This window comes from Candidatus Thorarchaeota archaeon, assembly GCA_021498125.1.
Taxonomy (GTDB): Archaea; Asgardarchaeota; Thorarchaeia; order Thorarchaeales; family Thorarchaeaceae; genus B65-G9.
In genome coordinates, this window is the sequence record JAIZWL010000012.1 from 1 (window position 1) to 19,826 (window position 19,826).

General features: G+C 47.8%; 20 protein-coding genes. 8 read left to right on the forward strand and 12 right to left on the reverse strand.

Annotated elements, in window-relative coordinates:
• Positions 1-114: 114 nt before the first annotated feature.
• Together K9W43_14155 and nuoB are read right to left on the reverse strand one after the other, a co-directional pair.
• Entirely contained in the window at positions 115-624 is a 510-nt protein-coding gene (locus K9W43_14155; protein MCF2138370.1) for a hypothetical protein, read from the reverse strand.
• On the reverse strand, positions 625-2,592 hold the full coding sequence (nuoB, locus tag K9W43_14160) for an NADH-quinone oxidoreductase subunit NuoB (GenBank protein ID MCF2138371.1): 1,968 nt from the start codon (positions 2,590-2,592) through the stop codon (positions 625-627).
• A gap of 178 nt (positions 2,593-2,770) precedes the next feature.
• On the opposite strand from nuoB, the gene K9W43_14165 reads away from it, so the two are divergent.
• Together K9W43_14165 and K9W43_14170 are read left to right on the forward strand one after the other, a co-directional pair.
• Positions 2,771-3,190: a DUF86 domain-containing protein gene (locus tag K9W43_14165; GenBank protein MCF2138372.1), complete on the forward strand. Its 420-nt coding sequence runs from the start codon at positions 2,771-2,773 to the stop codon at positions 3,188-3,190.
• Positions 3,168-3,554 (forward strand): nucleotidyltransferase domain-containing protein, encoded by a 387-nt coding sequence (locus K9W43_14170; protein MCF2138373.1) that lies wholly within the window; start codon positions 3,168-3,170, stop codon positions 3,552-3,554. Before K9W43_14165 ends, K9W43_14170 begins: the two co-directional genes overlap by 23 nt.
• 547 nt (positions 3,555-4,101) lie before the next feature.
• Here K9W43_14170 and K9W43_14175 read toward each other — a convergent pair.
• A complete protein-coding gene (locus tag K9W43_14175; protein ID MCF2138374.1) occupies positions 4,102-4,482 on the reverse strand; it encodes a PadR family transcriptional regulator in 381 nt (126 codons plus the stop codon).
• A 90-nt stretch (positions 4,483-4,572) separates the two neighbouring features.
• Positions 4,573-5,067: a CopD family protein gene (locus tag K9W43_14180; protein MCF2138375.1), complete on the reverse strand. Its 495-nt coding sequence runs from the start codon at positions 5,065-5,067 to the stop codon at positions 4,573-4,575.
• Between the two features lie 251 nt (positions 5,068-5,318).
• Between K9W43_14180 and K9W43_14185 the strand changes: the two genes are divergently transcribed.
• Positions 5,319-6,545, forward strand: a complete 1,227-nt coding sequence (locus tag K9W43_14185; protein ID MCF2138376.1) for a (Fe-S)-binding protein — start codon at positions 5,319-5,321, stop codon at positions 6,543-6,545.
• A gap of 44 nt (positions 6,546-6,589) precedes the next feature.
• Here K9W43_14185 and menA read toward each other — a convergent pair whose 3' ends face one another.
• Complete coding sequence (menA, locus tag K9W43_14190; GenBank protein MCF2138377.1) at positions 6,590-7,660, reverse strand: 1,4-dihydroxy-2-naphthoate octaprenyltransferase; 1,071 nt, start codon at positions 7,658-7,660, stop codon at positions 6,590-6,592.
• Positions 7,661-7,880: 220 nt separating this feature from the next.
• On the opposite strand from menA, the gene K9W43_14195 reads away from it, so the two are divergent.
• Positions 7,881-8,948 (forward strand): polyprenyl synthetase family protein, encoded by a 1,068-nt coding sequence (locus tag K9W43_14195; GenBank protein ID MCF2138378.1) that lies wholly within the window; start codon positions 7,881-7,883, stop codon positions 8,946-8,948.
• 52 nt (positions 8,949-9,000) lie between these two features.
• On the opposite strand, the gene K9W43_14200 is transcribed toward K9W43_14195, so the two are convergent.
• Both K9W43_14200 and K9W43_14205 read right to left on the reverse strand, forming a co-directional pair.
• Entirely contained in the window at positions 9,001-10,677 is a 1,677-nt protein-coding gene (locus K9W43_14200; GenBank protein ID MCF2138379.1) for a hypothetical protein, read from the reverse strand.
• A 10-nt stretch (positions 10,678-10,687) separates the two neighbouring features.
• Positions 10,688-11,614: a hypothetical protein gene (locus K9W43_14205; GenBank protein MCF2138380.1), complete on the reverse strand. Its 927-nt coding sequence runs from the start codon at positions 11,612-11,614 to the stop codon at positions 10,688-10,690.
• Between the two features lie 116 nt (positions 11,615-11,730).
• On the opposite strand from K9W43_14205, the gene K9W43_14210 reads away from it, so the two are divergent.
• Entirely contained in the window at positions 11,731-13,671 is a 1,941-nt protein-coding gene (locus K9W43_14210; protein MCF2138381.1) for a right-handed parallel beta-helix repeat-containing protein, read from the forward strand.
• Positions 13,672-13,849: 178 nt separating this feature from the next.
• On the forward strand, positions 13,850-15,037 hold the full coding sequence (locus tag K9W43_14215; protein ID MCF2138382.1) for an NAD(P)/FAD-dependent oxidoreductase: 1,188 nt from the start codon (positions 13,850-13,852) through the stop codon (positions 15,035-15,037).
• A gap of 124 nt (positions 15,038-15,161) precedes the next feature.
• On the opposite strand, the gene K9W43_14220 is transcribed toward K9W43_14215, so the two are convergent.
• Positions 15,162-16,226, reverse strand: coding sequence for a hypothetical protein (locus tag K9W43_14220; GenBank protein ID MCF2138383.1), 1,065 nt, complete (start codon positions 16,224-16,226; stop codon positions 15,162-15,164).
• Positions 16,227-16,530: 304 nt separating this feature from the next.
• Between K9W43_14220 and K9W43_14225 the strand changes: the two genes are divergently transcribed.
• Positions 16,531-16,800 (forward strand): hypothetical protein, encoded by a 270-nt coding sequence (locus K9W43_14225; GenBank protein MCF2138384.1) that lies wholly within the window; start codon positions 16,531-16,533, stop codon positions 16,798-16,800.
• A 249-nt stretch (positions 16,801-17,049) separates the two neighbouring features.
• Here the strand turns inward: K9W43_14225 and K9W43_14230 are convergent, their stop codons facing one another.
• Positions 17,050-17,970 (reverse strand): HEAT repeat domain-containing protein, encoded by a 921-nt coding sequence (locus K9W43_14230; protein MCF2138385.1) that lies wholly within the window; start codon positions 17,968-17,970, stop codon positions 17,050-17,052.
• A gap of 223 nt (positions 17,971-18,193) precedes the next feature.
• On the opposite strand from K9W43_14230, the gene K9W43_14235 reads away from it, so the two are divergent.
• Entirely contained in the window at positions 18,194-18,349 is a 156-nt protein-coding gene (locus tag K9W43_14235; protein MCF2138386.1) for a hypothetical protein, read from the forward strand.
• A 12-nt stretch (positions 18,350-18,361) separates the two neighbouring features.
• Here K9W43_14235 and K9W43_14240 read toward each other — a convergent pair whose 3' ends face one another.
• From K9W43_14240 to K9W43_14250, 3 genes are all read right to left on the reverse strand, one after another.
• Positions 18,362-18,670: a nucleotidyltransferase family protein gene (locus tag K9W43_14240; protein MCF2138387.1), complete on the reverse strand. Its 309-nt coding sequence runs from the start codon at positions 18,668-18,670 to the stop codon at positions 18,362-18,364.
• 221 nt (positions 18,671-18,891) lie between these two features.
• Positions 18,892-19,122 carry a hypothetical protein gene (locus K9W43_14245; GenBank protein MCF2138388.1) on the reverse strand — a complete coding sequence of 77 codons (231 nt, stop codon included), beginning with the start codon at positions 19,120-19,122 and terminating at the stop codon, positions 18,892-18,894.
• Positions 19,123-19,147: 25 nt separating this feature from the next.
• Positions 19,148-19,603 (reverse strand): hypothetical protein, encoded by a 456-nt coding sequence (locus K9W43_14250; GenBank protein ID MCF2138389.1) that lies wholly within the window; start codon positions 19,601-19,603, stop codon positions 19,148-19,150.
• Positions 19,604-19,826: the final 223 nt, after the last annotated feature.

The following is a 19,826-nucleotide window of genomic DNA, read 5'->3' on the forward strand; positions in this document are numbered from 1 at the left end:
AACCTCACCATCAGAGTGAAGGTCATACGTGACTTGTGGCCGGGAGTAATTAAACTCCTACAAACAATGTCCAAATATGTCCAAGTTTGGTGTAGCTGCCCGCAACCCCACAAATTAGTTGCCAGCAGGATCATCTTTTGTCTCAGTAGGTTCTGGTTCACTCGCGGGTTCAGGTGTAGGTTCGGGCTTCACTCTCTTAGCATAAGGCAGAGAATGAACATCAAGCAGGCCCGGGCTGGTACTCTCATCAAGAGGAGGAATGATCGCAAACCCGGCCGCTGTCAGAAATGCGCCGCCAGCCCCCCAGATAGCAAGACCGAGACCTCCGCCCCATGCCGGGGGAACGGCAAAGGCAAAAATCGCGTAGAAGATGGCTGAAACAAGAGCGAGGGCGATCATCACGCCCTTGACCTTCCCGCGGGGTGGTCTCATATAGCCAACAAAGAAGAAGATCATGAGAAGAGGAAGGCCAAGAACGGGAGCAAGAGCGCCGAAGATCGACGAGAAGGAGATCACGCCCATGAGGAAGAGGTATCCAAAGTTGAAGTAGAACGCACCAAGCACTGCGACACCCAGCCAGATCAGGCAATAGAAGTCGGTATCTTCACGCAAATACGGCGACATCTATTCACCTCCCTGAACGGCTGAGGCCTTGACGGCCTGCTTCTCATATTTTCGTTGCCAGTAAGTTGTTCCAGCACGGATCTTATTCTGAAGGATAAGATGCGCCCGAATGAAGTCAGAAGGTTTGGGCGGACAGCCGGGCAGATAGACATCGACCGGTACCACCTTGTCAGGAGGGTTGACCAGTGAGTAACCGTCCCAGAAGAGACCACCACTTGCCGCGCACTGCCCAAAGCTGATGACATACTTGGGATCGGGCATCTGCTCATAGACTCGGCGGACACGGGGAGCCATCTTCTTTGTCAGGGAACCGGAGATCCATAGCACATCACACTGACGAGGGCCAAAGAGTGGCAACATCCCGAATCGCTCAAAGTCCCATCTGGGTGCGACTGCGGCAGACCCCTCAACCATGCAACAGCCAAGTCCAAACTGAACAGGCCAGGGACTGTGCGCGCGGCCCCAGCGAAGGAGCCACTTGAAAGGCCCGAGGTTCTGAAGCCACCGGAGAATGATCGGAGCGATTCGGCCAAAGCCATTTCGCAAAAGGTCGTATCCGATCCACATGAAATATTTTCCAATCTTCAACATGAAAGGTATCCAGAAGGTAAAGATCTTCCCGGGGTTGGAGATCTCTCTGGAGTCAAGCTTGCGCTTTGCTGCGCGAATCTTTCTGAGTCGATCCATCCCAAAATACTCAGGAGCGTAGTTGGCCAGCCAGATACCTGTAGAATGAACATGACCGCCATGACGCTGGGCAATGTTGAGTATCACAAAGCTCTGGACCCACGACAGCATAAATCCGGGTCGTCGCTCATCCTCCAGAAAATAACTCATCATAGTGACACCGTCCTTGGATGTCACATAACCATCAAGACCGGCCTTTGCAGAGGCCTGCTCAAATTGAAAGTCGTCAAGGACCGCCTCCAGCTTGCCAAGCGGCGCAAAGGCCTGACCCACGACAAGGGTGGGACCAAGCTTCTTGATCCGCATCGGGTAGTAGCGTTCGGCCCATTCGTGTTCGGCAACTTGTTCATCATAGAGGGTGCCCTTGAACTGCGGAACGATCCTCTTGACGGTCTCAAGGCCCTCCTCGATCTCCTCCTCGGTGCCGTCAAAGGCAAAGAGGGCCACGCAATGGTGGACGGGGAAAGGATAGCGGCCCGGACCCTCCCAGATCTTCTTCTTGAGGTCGATATACTTGCTCTCCTCGAATTTGATCGTGTGGGGCAAGGGACCCTCCTCGATGACCTTCTCAAATGCCATGGCCATCAGATAGTTCTCGGGAAAGCTTGCGACAATACAGCGGATAGGCGTATACTCCTTCACCTTGAGCGTGACTTTGGTGATGATGCCAAGAATGCCTTCAGTATCACAAAAGAGGTCAGTGTCATAGCTCTTGATGATCCGGCCAGTGGGCAGAACGACCTCAAGTTCTTCAACGTTGTCGTTTATGTTTCCGTACTTCAACGAACCGATCCCGTCACCGCCCTGTGCGACCCAACCTCCAATAGTGGCGGAGAGCCCGGATGAGGGAGAACAACGTATGTCGAGGCCGAGGCGATTCAGTTCGAACTGGAGATTTGCCCACGAAATGCCCGGCTCTACAGTAACTGTCATGTCGTCTTTGTTCACGCTGACGATCTTATCCATTCGCCGCATGTCAACGACTATGCCGCCCTTACGGGGAATTGCTCCACCGTATCCAGAAGTCCCTGAGCCACGTGGCACGAGCGGGATCTTCTCATCATAGGCGAGTCGGAAGAGCCGCTGAACCTCCTCTGGGGTCTCGGGTTGCACAATAGCATCAGGATTAACATTCATCAGCCATCCAACTTGCTTGGGAAGTGATCCCACATCCATTCCGGAGATGAGCAACTCGTGCTTTGCAGTGATGACACGATCACCAAATATCTCCTGTAGCTTTTTGAGTTGGCGTTTTTTTAGACCCCGTTTTCTTAGACCCATGACGGTTCACGCTCTTCGATGGATACACCGAGCAGTTGACACAGGCAGACTCCATTTTGAAGCTCAATAAAAACATAGCGAGATAGTAGGTAATCTGATGTAGAAGAGGTAAGCAAGTCAACTATATGTTAGAAATGCTGAAATGGGAACGAATCTTCTACTATGCGGCGATGGATCAGTGAAGTTAGATAAAATTCGGCTCGCAAGATATAGAACGAAGACATCTTTCATTTTAGCAAACCTAAATGAGATTCAACAATCACTTCCAATACAAGAACCACAGATCATACTTCGCGGAATCTATTACAATTTATTCACGGCGATTGAGAGCGCTATGGATATTGCGGCTATGCTGGTCAAAGACTTGGGCCGTGTACCAGGGGGAGATAGGCAAAACGTTGCAACATTGACCAAGATAGGAATTATCAGTAATGATCTTGAACAATCTCTCCTTCAGTGTAATGGATTACGTAACATTTTAGTCCATCGATATAATGGAGTTGATAATGAAAGAGTAATTAAATCAATTCCTGAAGTCGATATGACACTTAGAGAATTTGTGGAATGTGTGGAGAATGCACTCAATCAACAGAGATAAGATCAGAGAGGACCTGTCATTTCTTTCGACTAAAGAGGTTCTTCTCTACGGATCTATCGTGACGGGAGGATACGGTCCAAAGTCAGACATTGACGTTGTAATCATCACCAGAACTACAGACCCGGACACTCACTTCAGAACCAGAATTGAGGCATTGGCTAATGCTCCACAAAAGTATGACATTCACATCCTTGAGGCTCTGCCAATCATAGTGATCGCAGATATTCTCAATAAGTACGAAGTACTCTTTGGCAATCCCCTCGAGATTGGGGAATATCTATATTATTATCGTAAGGTCTGGGAGGACTACAAGCACAGGCTTGAGATTCCGACACTTGAAGAGATCAAAGAAGCATTCGAGTAAGTATCCCTTTGATTGCATTAATGTTGGACATGACTGATACTAAATTCTAAAGACGTTCAAAAGCAACACTGGACATTGTGTACAAAAACTAATATTCGATTCATCACATCATATCTAATTGTGAGAAGTAGGCAATATACCAAGAAACACAATAGAATGAATTCGGAGGGGCGTTCTTTTGAACAATTATGAGTCGCAAAATAAACCGGGAATTTGGAAAAATAAATACGTTCAATGGACAATATTATTAATTGTCTTTCTCTTACCTATCACCTTCTTTGTCGATGTGATATCGTTCACAAACCTATCAATATCTGAATGCTTCCGAAGGGCTTTGTTTTACACATCGTTTAGTGGACTTGGGGGATTTCTTGGACTCTCTATTCGCTCGCTTTATGGGAAACATAAGAACACTCAAGAAACAGATGAACTACCTGATCCCTTACAAAAATAGTAAAAAATAGTTCCAATCCATTGCCAGTTTGATGGATCACTGTACTCGCAACTGTTGCTAACAACCAAAAGCAATCACACATGAACTTGAACTTTATAATTTACTCTTGGCAAGATCCATCAGGGGCATCAGGATTCGACTGATCCGAAAATCGATCTGCTGGACCAATTCCTGAAGTTCTCTCTTCCCGGCCGCTGTGATCTTATAGGCTCGTTTCTGACGGCCACCAGTCTCTTGATTCGTCCGGACGAAACCCAGCCGTTCAAGCCTTCGAAGCTCAGAGTAAGCGGTTCCGGTCTTCAACGCCACACGCCCATCTGTAAACTCAGTGATCCGTTTCATCAGGTCATATCCTGTCGCACCGGGTTCTGCAAGAATGAGGGTCAGCAACAGAGCACGCACGAGGGGAATGGGAGCCAGTGATTTGCGATCTGGTTGGTTTTGAGGAGGAGTGACTTTGCGTGTGGGGCTCATCTGTTCATCCCAACATCATATTCTGTTGCTGACCGAAGTTAAAACTGTACGTCTTAGGATAGTGATCGCGGGACCTGCCTGCTGGCCTGCCTAATGAGCTGGCAGCAGGGAGATCCTCACAGCAGCCGAGAGATAGCCACTGATGAAGATGATTCCACAACCGAGGATGATATTGGTAAAGAGTAGGACCATCATCAATTTGAGCCGCTTCGGCCCGGGCATGTTCATCTTAGGTACGACTATGCTCCGCAATATCGCAATGATGATCATCACAGCCACAATGATGTGCTTGACTGCGAGGAGTGTTGAATACTCGTTCGTGAAGGTAAAGAAGCCCTCGAAGAGAGGAGAACTGTTGCTCATCAACACACCTGTCGCAATGAGCACGATAAAGGCCACATATGTCACCTTGCTCAATCGCTCACGGATCGCATCTGCCAACTTCTGGGTCTCGGGACTCTTTCCAAGAACTTTTCGAGTTGTCGGAAGAACCGTCAGACCAAGGGTGATCATCCCACCGATCCAGATGGCGGTGAAGAGATCGTGCAGAAAACTGACAAGCGTCAGTAATAGTATGTTCGCCATTGTTACCACCCAACATATTGAGATACAATATGTAGTTGAATTACATATTGCTACGGTATATATAAGTCTTGAGAAACGGTGAACTGCAGGAGCTGAGGGAGATCGCTACTTCGTTCGGCGGAGGTATACATCATCCTCTCTGAACGCGGATCTAGTCGAAGTAGAGAGAATGAAAACCTATTTTAGCTACGAGTTTAACGGCAAGGAAGCAGCAAAGGACTAAGCAGGTCCATCATATGAGGCACTAAAATATGAGATTCCAGATGCTTGAGGAATTCGGTCTCCAAGATATGCCATTTATCTGTGCTCAGTGCAGTTTCTGTCAGGTGGGCCATGGTGCATGCCCGACCTACAAGGTGATGCGACGGGACAGTTATTCGGGCAAAGGAAAGATGATCATCGCACGTGCACTGTTGCAGGGTAGGATCTCGACCGATGACGCCTTAGAGGGACTTCGAGATGCAGTATTTGGCTGTACGCTCTGCGGGGCGTGTGAGGAGGTATGCCAGGTAGACATTCCCTTTGTCAAATTATACGAGATCCTCCGTGGTGAGTTCTTGAAACGAGACCTCTGGCCCGAGCAACTCAAGATGATGAGGAATGTGCTGCTCAAGTCCAAGAACATACAGGGCCAACCACAGATGGACCGTGTGGAGGGTTGGTCGTACTGGCATCCGGATGAGGATGCGCTGTTAGACAAGGTCGGGAGAGAGGCAGAGACCGCATTCTTTGTGGGTTGCGCCTCATCCTATCGGGGTATTGCAATTCAGGCCACCATTGCTACAACGCTCATCATGGACAAGATCGGTGAGGACTATACACTCTTGGGAGAAGAAGAGTGGTGCTGTGGTGCACCTCTGATAATGACCGGCGACTTTGAGAAGGCTCGCGAGTTTGCACTCCACAACATTGAGGAGTACAAGAAACTCGGAGTGAAACGGATCATCACGAACTGTCCGGGCTGCTTCAAGATCTGGGACCATGAGTACCATGAGATGTTGGGGATCGACCACGATTTCGAGATCCTCTATGGGCCTGTGTATTTCGCAAAGATGATCGAAGAGGGCCGCATGAAAGATCACATCAAGGAACTGGACATCAAGGTCACGTTCCACGACGGATGTGATGCAGGAAGAAACAGTGGGATCTACGATGAGCCACGGGTCGTGCTGGAGAACATCCCCGGTCTACACTTTGAGGAACTGCCACATAATCGTGAGAACTCGTACTGCTGTGGCTCTGGTGGAGTACTGCGGGCACAGGACGAAGACTTCTGCCTGAAGATCAACGAACTCAAGGTCAGAGATATTGAGCAGACAGATGCGGACTGGGTCATCTCGGCCTGCCCATCATGCGTAGACTTCATCAACGAGGGGCTACCTGAGGCGGGGTCTCAAAAGAGATCAAAGGACCTTGCAGTCATCCTTGCAGAAGCAATGGGCTTCACATGGGACGGCCTTGATGAGGTCTATGGATGAACGGATCATGGATGACAACTAATTCCAAGTTATGCTAGGGCCACTTATGCAGGTGGTGGGCCGGGTGGCGGTCGGGTCAGATCCCTCAGAAGCTTGACGACGATCAGCAACATCAACGCAGCAGCTAGAATGAGAAATCCAAGACTCGCAGCGAAGCCAGCCAAGACATAGCCGGCGGCCATGAATAGCCCGGTGAACAGGTGAGTCATGATCGTACCTGCATTAGCCGGAATCATGCGCATGGGTTCTTCAGAATGGGCAAGAGCCACTCGTACGGCAAGCGCAGCCAGGGGAAGTGTGATCAGACCGAATAACAGGTACTCGTGAACAAGATGAAGGAACACTGTTACAAGCATAACGAGATAGGTGACAACCATTAGAAGAGCAAATCCCTTCGCTGCCCGGGGACGACCCAGCCGAACGACCACCGTATATTTTTTCGCAGCCTTGTCCGCCTCAAAGTCGGGGAACTCATTGATGTACAGTACGACTGAGATCAGAAGAGCGACAGGGATCGAGGCCCAAACGGGCTCCCAATCAAGGGCGACTGTCTGAACATAGTAGGCACCCAAGGTCATCAAGACACCAAAGTTGAGGCCGATAAATATCTCTCCAATTCCCCTGCTGACTAGGCGCAGGGGTGGCGCAGTGTAAAAGAAGCCCGACGCAGCACCGATGAGACCAAGTATGAGGATCACAAGTCCGAGTTGGAGGTAGAGGTAAAGACCAATCGCCACGGCAACACCAAAGCAGACGAATGACCCGATCAATACAGTCCTTGGTGAGAGAAGGCCGTCTTGTATCACACGGCTGCCACCGCTAAAGGGAGTAGGATGTGGGTGCATCTCATCAGCACCTGACTTGTAGTCGAAATAATCATTCGACACATTCGCACCAAAATGAAGGAATGCTCCTGCAATAAGTGTCAACGAGAAGTACCATGGATCAAAGAGCCCAGATCGCATCCAAGCAATGGCCGTCCCCAAAAAGATAGGCACTAGGGATGCCGTCAGAAATGGGAGTCGGAGCTCACGCAGCCAAATACGAGCCTTGCTGGGGGCCTGTACTGATCGCTTAGTCTCGGATGAATGTGATGATGATGATGATGAAGCCATTGCCAATCAACCTCCCGATTCAGGGATACAATAAAAGACTTGACCTCTACAAGGCCGGATCGACTATTGAAACAGCCTGCACGAATGCCCAGGTACCATAATCGCTCTGACAACGATACGAAAGATTGAAGATTCATTTGTCAAGAGATACATTAGAAGGAACGGCTATAAGTAAATGTGAAAGAAGCCAATCTGTCCTCGTATATGAGGGACCAATTCCATGGCAAATAGAGACCCCACAAGCAGTGACGTAGATGTGAAACCTCAAGACCCGAACGAGGGGCTGGACTCAACAATGAGTAGTGGACATGTCTTTTTGAGAGAGCTAAAGAGAGATTCCGAGATCGCAAAACGAATGGAACTCATCAATGACGCGATAAACCGGTTTATCGATGACCTTCAGGGCGAACCTAAAGAACTCTACGAAACGGCCTCATACCTCTTACGAGCAGGAGGCAAACGTCTGCGATCACTCATCACTGTCTTAAGCTGCGAGGCGGTGGGGGGCGATCCTCAGGACGTCATGCCGTTCGCAATAGCAGTAGAGCTTGTCCAGACAGCGAGCCTGATCCATGACGATATTATTGATGACGACATTCTGAGAAGGGGAGTCGAGACCACCCACAAGAAGTTCGGGTCGCGGATCGCAGTCCTTGCAGGAGACCTACTGGTAGCACAGGCGATACATCTTATCGGGAAGATGGCACACCCAGAGTTGCTGCGATTGGCAGGTCATGGCGGCATCTTACTGTGTGAGGGCGAGGTCTCGGATATGTTGATGGGCGAGACCGATCCCACGTATCTCACAACTGAAGACTACCTGAAGATGATCGAGCGGAAGACCGCAGCGCTCATGCGAGTGGCAGCCGGTGTCGGGGTTCTCGTTGGCGGGGGAAGCGACGAGGAAAAGACAGCATTGATGGACTATGCCGAAGCCATTGGGATGGCATTCCAAATTCGCGATGATATCCTGAATCTCACCGCACCGCAAGATGTCACTGGCAAATCAATGTTGACAGACCTCAAGTGGGAACGGAGTAATTTTGTGCTTGTTCATTGTCTCGAAACAGTACCCAAGAATCTTAGAGATCAATGCGTGAAAGCGCTTCAGGACACCAAGATCGATGAGGTCCTTCGAATCATTGAAGAGAACGGCTCTATTGAATTTGCAAATGAGAGAGCAATGGAATATGCTGAACGGGCAAAGGAGTCCATCCGAGAGCATGCGTTTTCAATAGGGCCGCTGCTTGAGAAGATCGCCGACTTTGTTGTGCTACGAGGACACTGAGCCAGACGCTATAAAAAGCAGATTATTAAATAAAAGGAGATCGAAGCAGACATTATTGAATCTGCTTCAAGAACTCCGAATACCTGAGAGCTAACTGCCCGCGGTGAGGTAGATAGGTCTCCAGCTCCAGACCATCAAGAGCAAGTACGTATCGCCCCTTTACAGATATGAGCGGGGCATAGTACAGGCCCACAACCTCTGGATTGACGGCTTTAACTCGGCCGGGATCGAAACCACGCTTCTTGTAAGAAGAGGGTACCTCGATCATTCGTCCCTCCGCACGTGCGAACTCGGCCTCTTCTCGGAAATTATGAGCATAGGTGAATAGCCCAATGACATCCTGAGGAGCAACTGTCGGGGGAAGGATCTCTGCGCTCTTCGGGACTGTCCGAGCAGATATCTTTGCAACAGCCTCCAATTTGGAGTCGAGACTCTTGCCTACGATCTTTTTCCCGACGGGAGTCATCAACATGGGATAGTCACCCTTGTAGAATCCGGGGAATAATTGGAAGGCACCGTCCACGAGAACGTGAAAGTCTTCGGTCTCACCCTTTTTCCACCAGAGCGAACCGGATCTGAGAATGGCTTCAACACGCAAGAGATACAGCGGGTACAGATAAGGCGCCGAGTCGGCCTTTCTCTGAGGGTCAATGATCTTGAGTTCACCAGAACGCACCGTTGCCCGGAGCCCGTCAATGAACCAAGCATACTTCTTTGAGTCAACAAAGTCAAAGAACCATGACTGGTCAATTCCCTTCTTAGCCGGCTGTGCATAGAAAAAGGTCGCATCAGTGAACTGTTCAAGGGCTGCAATGAAATCAATCAGCGGTCGATTTGTAAGGGCAATATAGGTTGCAATGATCCCGTCCCAGGTCATCAGTGAAGAGATGTCGTTGTCAATCCCAAAATCGAGAGGTACTTTTTCGACCACTGAGATACCCTGTATCAGGTCGAGATCGCTCCTCAGCCGGTGAAGTGTCTTGATCTGCTCCTGAACCCACGAGTCATCCAAGTCATGCCTGTCACTGACCGCCTCAGTGATCTTCTGATACGTCGCAGCCGCAATCTCAAATCGCCGCTTCATGATCGTATAGTAGTTCTCATATGCCTGAAGAGAAGAGTCACCAGAGATCGTCGAGAGGACCTTGTCAATCTCTTGGATAATAGTGTCTAGCGAGTTCGCACTTCGGCGAAGATTATCAGGAGAAGGATCACTACTGAGACTGACGATGTCCATAAGGGTCGGGATCATCAACGCTTGCAATCGAAGGTCCATGATCTTCTTCTTGCTCTCGGCGTCTGGAGCAAAGGCAAGGAGGTCGGGAGAACCCAACCGTCGTGCATAATCCTTCATCGGTTTCCCAATAGACGCGGACCATTGTCGTCTGAGTCCAAGGTCGGGGAATTTCTGGTACATCCGCAGATACACGAGCGGATAGTCAAGAATATCATCGGTCTGAGAAACAATATTTGCCAGTTGTGTGACAAGATCAGGATAGATCTCGTTAGTGAAGTACAACCGTCGAAGACCAACATCCACACTGGCCTGTCCGGTGACACCAAGATTGGTCAGCCAAGATTGCATCTCCTGCTTGAATGCCTCAAGGTCCACCTTGAGCTTTGAGACCTCATTTTTGAATCCACAATATGGGCACTCGACAATTGAAACCCCCTCTCTGACATCAAGAGCACCACCACAATTACCACATGCATAGACTTCACTCATCATTCTCAACCTCCTATACTGCACGCTCCAATGCTTCTATTCGTTTCATAAGATTCCGGATCAGCTTGAGTGTCTCTTCATGATACGTTGCAGCAATACGATTTGCTTCTTCACTGATAGCAGAATAACAGACTTTACATGCAACCACGCGATTGCTACCGACCATTCGAACATCCTCATTGTTCTGCTCAAGCAAGTCGCGGAAATAATCGCTCACTGACGCCTTCATCCAAACAAGATGTGATGCGCCTTGGATCTTCCTACCGCAGAACCAGCACGTGCGGACAACCCGTAGTCCTAGAAGTGTCTTCTGATACTCCTGTTCTTCGTCATACAATCGAGCATTACGCAATGCTCGAACAGCGATCATAAAATGAGAAACCGCCTGTGATGGCTTGCGATCCTTAAGGGTCACCCCTTCGATAATCTGTGCACGCGCCTCACATTCCAATGCGGCGCGTCGGCCCGTGACACGCCTGAGCATCGGTTGCAAATAACGTGAGAAGATTAGCTGCTCGTCTCCAATTGACATGAAGAGGTCAACAGCCTTTCTCACGGTCTCAGCAGATTGAGAGGCGACTCCCTGATACAGATATTTGAGCGCCTTGAGCTCCGTGAAGATACGCGATGTGGCAATCTCACCAAATCTTCCTCCGGGAAGAGTCATCATCAAGATCGTATCCCCGGTCAGGGACTCAAGCTGCAAGAGACCTTCAAGTGTTCCTGTCTGATGGGGATCGCGCTTCCCTTCAATATCATCAATCAATGAGTATAGCATGGAGAGGAACTGAAGCTGAGGGAACAACTCGGGCTTGAGAGTTCTGGCAGTAGCAGCCAACTCCTCGTACTTTTTGGCGGCCTTGCCAAATAGTCTGATCCGAGCTGTATTTTCAGCATTATCGAGTTCTGACGAAAACTTGCGCAACGCTTTTTCAGACATGATTTAGTCCCCAGATTTGCTTCACAATATACATAGAACGACAGAATATTATCGTTCTTACGATATATGAAAAATTGTCTAAAGAAGTCAAATTCTGCAGGAGTGCCTCACAAGTGATGACAAAACGACTCGCGTACATACTGTTAATCGGTTGCCTATTGAGCACCTCACTGGTTGCGATACAGACACCTATGAAATTAAAATATACTCACATCACAGCAGATTATACGGGGCATGACCCACTCAGCATTCAGAGTGACGCAGATCTTCTATCACAGGGCTGGCCGGGGAATGGTACTCCCAGTAACCCGTACATCATAGAGGGCCTTGCAATCAATACGGTATTAATGTGTATAAATATAGAAAATGTGAGAGCCTATGTTGTCATCCGCAACTGCCTTCTGACTGGTCAGACTGAAGCAAGCACTACGGCGATCCGCATGAAAAATGCCAGCAACATCCATGTGGAGTCCATACAAATATACAACATGAGAATTGGAGCACTGGTATTTCAGAGCGCCAACATCACTATAGTAGAGAACTATGTAATGGCCTCCTTTGCAGGGATCTCGCTCATTGATTGTGAAGACAGTCAAGTTGAGAATAATATTGTAGAAGGCAATCCCTCCCTTGGAATCGGTCTCTCGAACTCGCAAAACTGCACTGCCAAAAATAATACAGTCACAGGTCTTGCAGCAGGTCTTGGAATCTATGACTCATCCGCATGCAATGTGTCATACAACTTGTTGTTCGGATGCAGTCTCAACATACGGCCAAAAGACGGCGGCTCACCAAACACATTCAATGCAAATCAGGTCAATGGGAAACCACTCAAGGTCTTAGAAAACAAGGAACAGATACACCTGCAAGCAGAGGATTTTGGACAGATCGTACTGCTTTCATGTAAGGCTGTGGAGATCTCAGGAGGTTCCATGAGAGATACTAGTGAGGCCATACTGATCATTAGGAGCACAGCAGTACTCATTCATGATATCGTCATCAGAAACTGTTCTACTGCAATTGACATCCGAGAGTCTGAGAATACGACCATCTCCAAGTTACAGGTCTTCGAATCAGATGTGGGAGTGTTACTTGGCGCCTCGTATAATTCCACTATTACTAACTGCACTATGGACATTATCAATTCCGTGGGGGTGTATAATGCAGGAGGGGCAAACACGACTATCATCAATACAACAATTCATAGTCCGGTATCTTCAGGAATTGAGATCTCAGCAGTCAATGGAGGACTAATTGACGATACGAGGATTGCCAATGGATCTTATAATGGAATAAGTATCTCATCATCAACAAACTTCACAGTGACCAACAATATCATCACCGACCATGGAAAGAGTGGAATCGCTCTCAGTTACTCGTACGATATCACGATGGCAAAAAATCAATTGCTGCGCAATATGGATGGGATCGCCATTTCGTACTGTCATGACCTCGGGCTGGAGAATAACGAGATCATTAACAGCCGTGACAATGGAGTACAGGTGATGGACTCGTATGGTATCATCATGTCCAACAACCTCCTTCTCAACAGTTCAGGGTATGGTATTCTGCTAGACAACCTGACTAGGCAATGCATTCTCAGGGATAACACGATCGCATTGAACCGGGCAGGTGACGGTCTCGACAATGGGCACAACAACATCTGGTCGCACAATGCATGGAGCGACTACAATGGCACAGGTAACTATCACATCCCCGGTCAGGCCGGAGAGATGGATCAATTGGCACAGACCTCGGACATCGATGGAGACGATCTCTCAGATTGGGCCGAAAGATTTGTGTATGGTTCTAATCCGTTTCTTAATGACACCGATCATGATGGACTGTCAGACGGTGAAGAAGTCGCACGAGGCCTCAATCCTACAGATCCGTATGATGCAGCCATTGCACAGGGGGACTACTCATCAGTCATCATATTCTCATCAGCCATTGTTGCAATAGTGATCCTGTTCGTGATCAGTAGACGGAAGCCTCCCATGGCACAGAACAACCGAGAGACCATGATGACAGACACACACACCGAGTCAAGTCATTGAAGAACCAGCGAACCGCCGATAGTTTGAAATGTTGACCAAGTGTTCGACAACGCGCTTCTGAATGACACGTTTATGGACTCTGAAACTGACTGTATGACCTGCATGATGGCAACGGCACAGATGATGAAGATGATATGAACGTCAACACACAATCACGAGGAAGATCCCCTTGGTAGAGATGTATGATGTGGCCGTAGTGGGCGCGGGTCCTGCGGGTTCAACTGCCGCGCTTGGAATTGCACGCAGTGGTCTCAAGACGATTGTGATCGAACGCCGTACAGAGATAGGAGTCCCAGTTCAGTGCGGAGAGCTGCTTCCCACACCACATGAGATGAAGGACCTCTTTCCCAGTGCGCCACGTGCCCAGCGACTTGCCAGAGTCCCAAGTGAGGTCATCGTCAACAAATGCAAGATCATGCGGCTCGTCTCACCAAGTGGTCACAAGTATGATTTTCGGCTACATGCGAATATCGTTGACAGAACAAGACTTGATCAACACTTTGCAAGACTGGCACAGAATGCGGGAGCGGAGATCGTACTTCAGACACGAGCTGTACGTCGAGACCCGGACAACACTCTGCACCTGAGAGGACCGAAGGGCTCGTCAAAGATCAAGGCGCGAGTGGTGGTCGGTGCTGATGGGCCACGGTCGATGGTCGCACAGTCCATAGGAAACAGGTATGACAACCCGAGCTTCGAGCTCAGCCAGACAATGTCGTTCACGCTCGCAGATGTCAATACTGATCCGAACGTTGCAGAGATGTACTTTGGGGAACATGTCGCTCCAGGTGGCTATGCATGGGTGATCCCCCGAGGAAGCCATGAGGCAAATGTTGGTCTTGGAGTGCGTGGTGCTTTCGCAGCACCTGACCGGCCGTTGAGAGATTACCTTCACTCCTTCGTCAAGAGGGATCCTCTGGTCGCGCCACGTATGCGCGGTGGAAAGATTGTCAGAAGAATCGGTGCAACCGTACCCGTTGCTGGACCTGTTGAACGCACTTGGTCCGATAATGTAGTTCTTGTAGGTGACGCAGCCGGACATGTCATGGCCTCGAACGGTGGAGGAATACCAACAGCAATGGTCGGTGGCGAACTTGCAGCCGAGGCAGTAGTAGCCCACCTCGAGAAAAGAACATCATTGCGCCTCTATGAACAGGCATGGAAGCAGGAGATGGGACGAGAACTTGAAACCGCCCTTGCAGTACTCCGTGTTGCGGATCAGGTCATGCGTGCAGATGCGATCACAGAAGTGTGCATGCGGTTGGCGGGGAGCTATTTCTTAGAACCACTGATCCGGTGCAGACTACCCCTTGCTGTGGAATTTGCCTCAAAGACGCTTGTCAAGACATTACAGACAATATTCTAAACTGGTTGGAATAATACTGGCACATCACGTAGTGCGAATGTTCCGCGTGTTGGGAAGTAAATCGAGAAACTATCAAGACCCAAATTCTATAGGAAATCATGAAGAAGCAATACTTGGAACAGTCTCAACCAATAACAAGCAAGAACATGATAATCCCGATGAACAATGCGGCGATACTGTATTTGTGAAACTCGACGAGATATTCACGAGTACTGCCACGTCGCCGGGCATAGAGCTGGTACGAGATAATGCTCGCCATGGAACCAAAGAGGAGACCAAAGCCCCCTACCGAAACGCCCCACAGGAGAGCCGACCAATCAGTAGTGAAGTCGATCAGGAGAAGCGTGGCCGGAACATTACTCACGATCTGACTGACCAGTACGGCTGTGAAAAAGACGGTTGTTGAGTTCGAGAGCGTGAGCGAGAACAACTGCATCATATTATCGGTGAATCCGAAGAAGGCAACGAAGGTGAGGAGCAGTCCGTAATCTATCCGAAGAGCCTCCCGATCCTTCACCAGAGCATAGACTACTGGAACGATTCCCACAATCAAGGGGAGGAACCGCACCACGGCAAGACAGAAGAGAACGAATAGGCTAAGGTAAACCATTCCCTTGTGATCAGGAACCATGGTGTCAGTGAGTTCCGCGTCCGGAGTTGTACGGATATGCCGTGACCAGAACAACGTAAGAACGAAGATAATAGCAGCAAGGGGAGCGATGGTGAGCAGGATCTGTCCGACGGAGAGATTGTAAAAATAAAATATGAGTAGATTCTGTGGATTCCCAAAGGGAGTCAAAACAGAGGCTGCATTAGCAACAACGGTCTCCAAGGCTATGAGCGTGCGTTCACGTGGCAGTTGCAATTCCAAGGTTAGAGGGACGATGGTCAACAGCGCGACATCATTCGTGATAAAGATGGACAGAAAGGCTGTGATGATCACCAGCGTGAACCCGAGATGCGTCTGACGCCTGATCGTTCTTGCTACAAAAGCAACTATACCATTCTGTTCCAGACCACGTACGATGATCAAAAACACGAACAGGATAGCAAGCACCTGAAAGTCAAGATACGAGTACGAGGGGATCCGCCAGAGAAGTAAGGACGTTGTTGCAAGTCCAAACAGCGATAGCGCGAGAATCCAGTTGGTCCTCAAAGTCGGGACCACTGAATCTATAGTGTAGTCCATGTGTCACATCTTCTCCGGATTTGTCTGCGTCCGGCTGCGCCTCGCTTACCAGCAAAAGGATTGTGATAGAGCACAACATAGAGATCCAAGGAAGAACAACCAACCGGAACTATACGAGATTATAATTTTCTGACCAATATTCCGATTATTCATCCGCGGGGATTGAGGGCCATTCCGTATCACTGATAGTCTCAGCCGTACTTCTTGCCTTGATGAGTGCCTCAAGTGCCTTTGAAACAACCATGATTTTTTCCGAATACATGAATATACAATAAGTTCGTGTTATTAATTTGGGGGAGGTTATTTGATTCTTACACCGGCTGCCACCCACTTTTCCGAATGTATTGCTGTCAAAAGAGTTAATACTTTTACCAATGATAATTACACTATGAGCATTGAAACGGAACTTAAAGAAATAAAAAAACACATTCTTGAGATCTCAAAAAAACTTGATGAACTCATCCATGAACGAGAGTTAGTATCGTTGATGAAGCTCTCCGAAAAATCACTCGATTTTCTTGTGGGAGAACCCGATATTTACAATGTTGAAAATCTCAGGATTAGATACAAATGAACGGTAAGTTTGTTCTTGTGTCATTCCCATTTACAGACTTGACTATATCGAAGTTAAGATCTGCTCTTGCCATCTGCCAACGAAAGAGAAATCGTAATTGCTATTTTTCCTCCTGAATTCCAAATGATGTTTCACCCCGACTCAGCGCTTTAGAATCATGCGTAGTCAAATCCACCACCACGTTGATGTCACAGGTATGAATGCCCACCAGATCACACGTAACAAGCTGGCACCCAGGCATTGCGGAGATCATTCATCCATTGGAATTGACTCCCATTCCAACTCACTAAGCTTCTCAACCCTGCTTCTTGCCTTGATGAGCGCATTGAGAGCCCTTGAGGCAACCTTGGGATCACTGTCCTTACTTGCAAATTGGAGAGCAATCCGCGCATTAACAGTATTCAGAACGAGCAGCGCCTCGATCGCTCTTAGCTTGACAGCACTGTCGAAACGCAACCAATCATCGAAGAAATGGAGACCTCGTTCATCACCAAGGTGACAGAGCGCAATTGCAGTCTCGATCTGGACCTCTTCCGATTTGTCAAATAGGCTACGTGAGAGATCTTCAGTCACAGTAGGGTCTCCAAGCTGGCCAAGAAATCTGGCAGCCATCGCTCTCAGACGCGGATCATCCGCCCCTTCCAAGGCTCCTAGAAGAGCCTGTCCATCTCTCCGCTCGTACATCTCTTTGAGATCCTCCTCCAAAAGAATTGAGGGAGGTCTTCTCTCTTGCTGTTTTATGTACATTGCATAAATGAATTTGACGGCTGTGAGCGTCTTGCGGAATACAATTACTAAAAATACAATATTTGCAAGAACGATGCTTAATGCGATCATGGTATAGATACTGAGGGGCTGCATCAAGAGATCTACGCCTAGCACAAGTGAGATGAACACATAGCCAACTAGGATCATCCGCGAATTACCCATTTGCTCTTCGGGGGGCGGAGTATCAATGTCAAGGCGATACATTCGTATGTGTTTCGTCGTACGTCTGCTGAGAAGCCATCCAATTATAGAAAGGATGACGAGAAGACCTATCCGGAGCGGACTTAATTGTTGAACGAAATCAGGTAATACAAAAAGAGTGAATGCTATAGCAGGCAAAAGTAATTGAACATATAGAACGAGAACAACTTCGAAAAACACGCGCGTTTGTCCACGGGGCAAAATAATTCACTCCAAGTACCTCGACTCGAGGTTAGGGCATATTATGTACTTTGTGGTCATTCTTAAGGGCACATTCACCTATTTTTTCAATCATATTAGAACATTCATAGAACCAACGTATTATTCCCAGGACCCACAATTGTAGTCAATATAGATGTTACAAAAGAGTCTCCTCGATAATATGATAAACCTTGGTGTGTAAAAGCAAGTGAGGTAATTTGAAATGGGTGACATTATCATCAAAATAGCAATCCCTGCTAAATTGGAAGGAGTAAAGGACAGAATAGAAGAACTTGTCAATCAAGAAACCAAAGAAGTCATCCGGAAATTTGAGGTTCTTGACAAAGCGAGAGGTTGCCTAAAGACCGATAATATATGAAAGAGATATGGTCTATAGTTCTTCATATACTATCTCCTTCTCAATGTAAGGTAAGAGATATGGGCTGACTCCTTCGGGGGTCAACAGATCCACCTTTTTTCCAAAGAGCCGTTCAAGGAAGAATGCAAGATCCATGAAATTATCAAAGGTCTTTCGCCCCTCCTCAAACACGACGATCACATCAATATCACTGTGTTTGGTCCCTTCATTACGAGCGTATAATCCAAAGACACCAATCTTCCGGACTCCAAACTCTCTCTGTAATACCTGTTTGTTCTCTTCAAATAACTTCAGTATCATATCAAGAGTCAGAGAGCCCACCACTATCAACACCAGTTGTACATACACCAATGAGATCCTGTGTCGGCATAGAATACAATAAATATAATGTGCCTGAAGTTAAAAATCTGTGGACACCACATCTAGCTGATGATTACTTGTATATTGCACGACAGTGACAATCCTTAGAATTACAGGATTCATCGAACGACTATCAATCCAAGTAGCTATTTGAAACATACCCAAAGATTCCGATCAATTTTTCAAACATAGTCGAAATGCAGATCATAAGAGTGCAGCACTGAGTTCCTATTGATTACTACCGTCGCAAGTATAATGCCAATTGCAGGATAGGTGTTCCGGCCTGAAACAATAAAAGAGCCAGTTCGAAACTCTTGCACAGTCCTCAGTACCGGGAAGGAGTATGCCGAGCCCTTCAGTATGACAGCCCACGGAAACTCATATAGATTAAGGACTGTAGTGTGGCCATCCAAGTCCGTCACTCCTTTGCGCATAGGTCTACGAGGACATCTGTGTCGTAGAGTGGCGTTTCCAATCTAGTTCCCTCATCTTCTTGTAGTGTTTCTCAGCCGCTTCGATAGAAATCTCATCAAGGTCTACGTCGATCTGCTTTGCTAATTTTGCGTAATAGGCTGAATCATAAGTTTCACTTCCCATGCGCGTATCTAAGTAATCAAAAATAGCTCTTCGTACGATCTTGCTCCATTTGATCTCCGGATACTCTCTCATACGCTCCCTGATGTCATCGGGAATTGAAATTATGATGTTTGCCATACTTGTAATATGTATATGCTCGGACTTAAGTTTACACACCAGTCTTCTGACAGTGGCATACTTTGCGGTATTAGCGATTGCTGCGATTACAATTGTCGAAAAATGGTTCGGATGGTTGTCATAGGTGGTTGTAGAGTTGTTGTTGAGAGTCATTATTTTATTATGTTCGGTTTTGATCATAAGTTATGAGTTTCTTAACCGACAACAATTTCGTATATTCCGGGGAGACCATCAGATCGTCTTTATCTGTTCAAATGCATTAGTCCTTTTTACTGCAATGAATGTTATTCTTATAATTTTACTCGAATACACTGGTGAGCTCTGGAAGTCAGGCCACATTTATTTAATATTTATGTCGGGAATGTTATCTTTACTCTTCGGTATCGCATTTCTCCAAGATAAA

What these genes read in the sequence shown, in the direction of transcription:
- K9W43_14155 (MCF2138370.1), bottom strand. Translation starts at nt 624, where the DNA reads ATGTCGCCGTATTTGCGTGAAGATACCGACTTCTATTGCCTGATCTGG.
- nuoB (MCF2138371.1), bottom strand. Translation starts at nt 2,592, where the DNA reads ATGGGTCTAAGAAAACGGGGTCTAAAAAAACGCCAACTCAAAAAGCTA.
- K9W43_14170 (MCF2138373.1), top strand. Translation starts at nt 3,168, where the DNA reads ATGCACTCAATCAACAGAGATAAGATCAGAGAGGACCTGTCATTTCTT.
- K9W43_14175 (MCF2138374.1), bottom strand. Translation starts at nt 4,482, where the DNA reads ATGAGCCCCACACGCAAAGTCACTCCTCCTCAAAACCAACCAGATCGC.
- K9W43_14180 (MCF2138375.1), bottom strand. Translation starts at nt 5,067, where the DNA reads ATGGCGAACATACTATTACTGACGCTTGTCAGTTTTCTGCACGATCTC.
- K9W43_14185 (MCF2138376.1), top strand. Translation starts at nt 5,319, where the DNA reads ATGAGATTCCAGATGCTTGAGGAATTCGGTCTCCAAGATATGCCATTT.
- menA (MCF2138377.1), bottom strand. Translation starts at nt 7,660, where the DNA reads ATGGCTTCATCATCATCATCATCACATTCATCCGAGACTAAGCGATCA.
- K9W43_14195 (MCF2138378.1), top strand. Translation starts at nt 7,881, where the DNA reads ATGGCAAATAGAGACCCCACAAGCAGTGACGTAGATGTGAAACCTCAA.
- K9W43_14200 (MCF2138379.1), bottom strand. Translation starts at nt 10,677, where the DNA reads ATGATGAGTGAAGTCTATGCATGTGGTAATTGTGGTGGTGCTCTTGAT.
- K9W43_14205 (MCF2138380.1), bottom strand. Translation starts at nt 11,614, where the DNA reads ATGTCTGAAAAAGCGTTGCGCAAGTTTTCGTCAGAACTCGATAATGCT.
- K9W43_14210 (MCF2138381.1), top strand. Translation starts at nt 11,731, where the DNA reads ATGACAAAACGACTCGCGTACATACTGTTAATCGGTTGCCTATTGAGC.
- K9W43_14215 (MCF2138382.1), top strand. Translation starts at nt 13,850, where the DNA reads ATGTATGATGTGGCCGTAGTGGGCGCGGGTCCTGCGGGTTCAACTGCC.
- K9W43_14220 (MCF2138383.1), bottom strand. Translation starts at nt 16,226, where the DNA reads ATGGACTACACTATAGATTCAGTGGTCCCGACTTTGAGGACCAACTGG.
- K9W43_14235 (MCF2138386.1), top strand. Translation starts at nt 18,194, where the DNA reads ATGGGTGACATTATCATCAAAATAGCAATCCCTGCTAAATTGGAAGGA.
- K9W43_14250 (MCF2138389.1), bottom strand. Translation starts at nt 19,603, where the DNA reads ATGATCAAAACCGAACATAATAAAATAATGACTCTCAACAACAACTCT.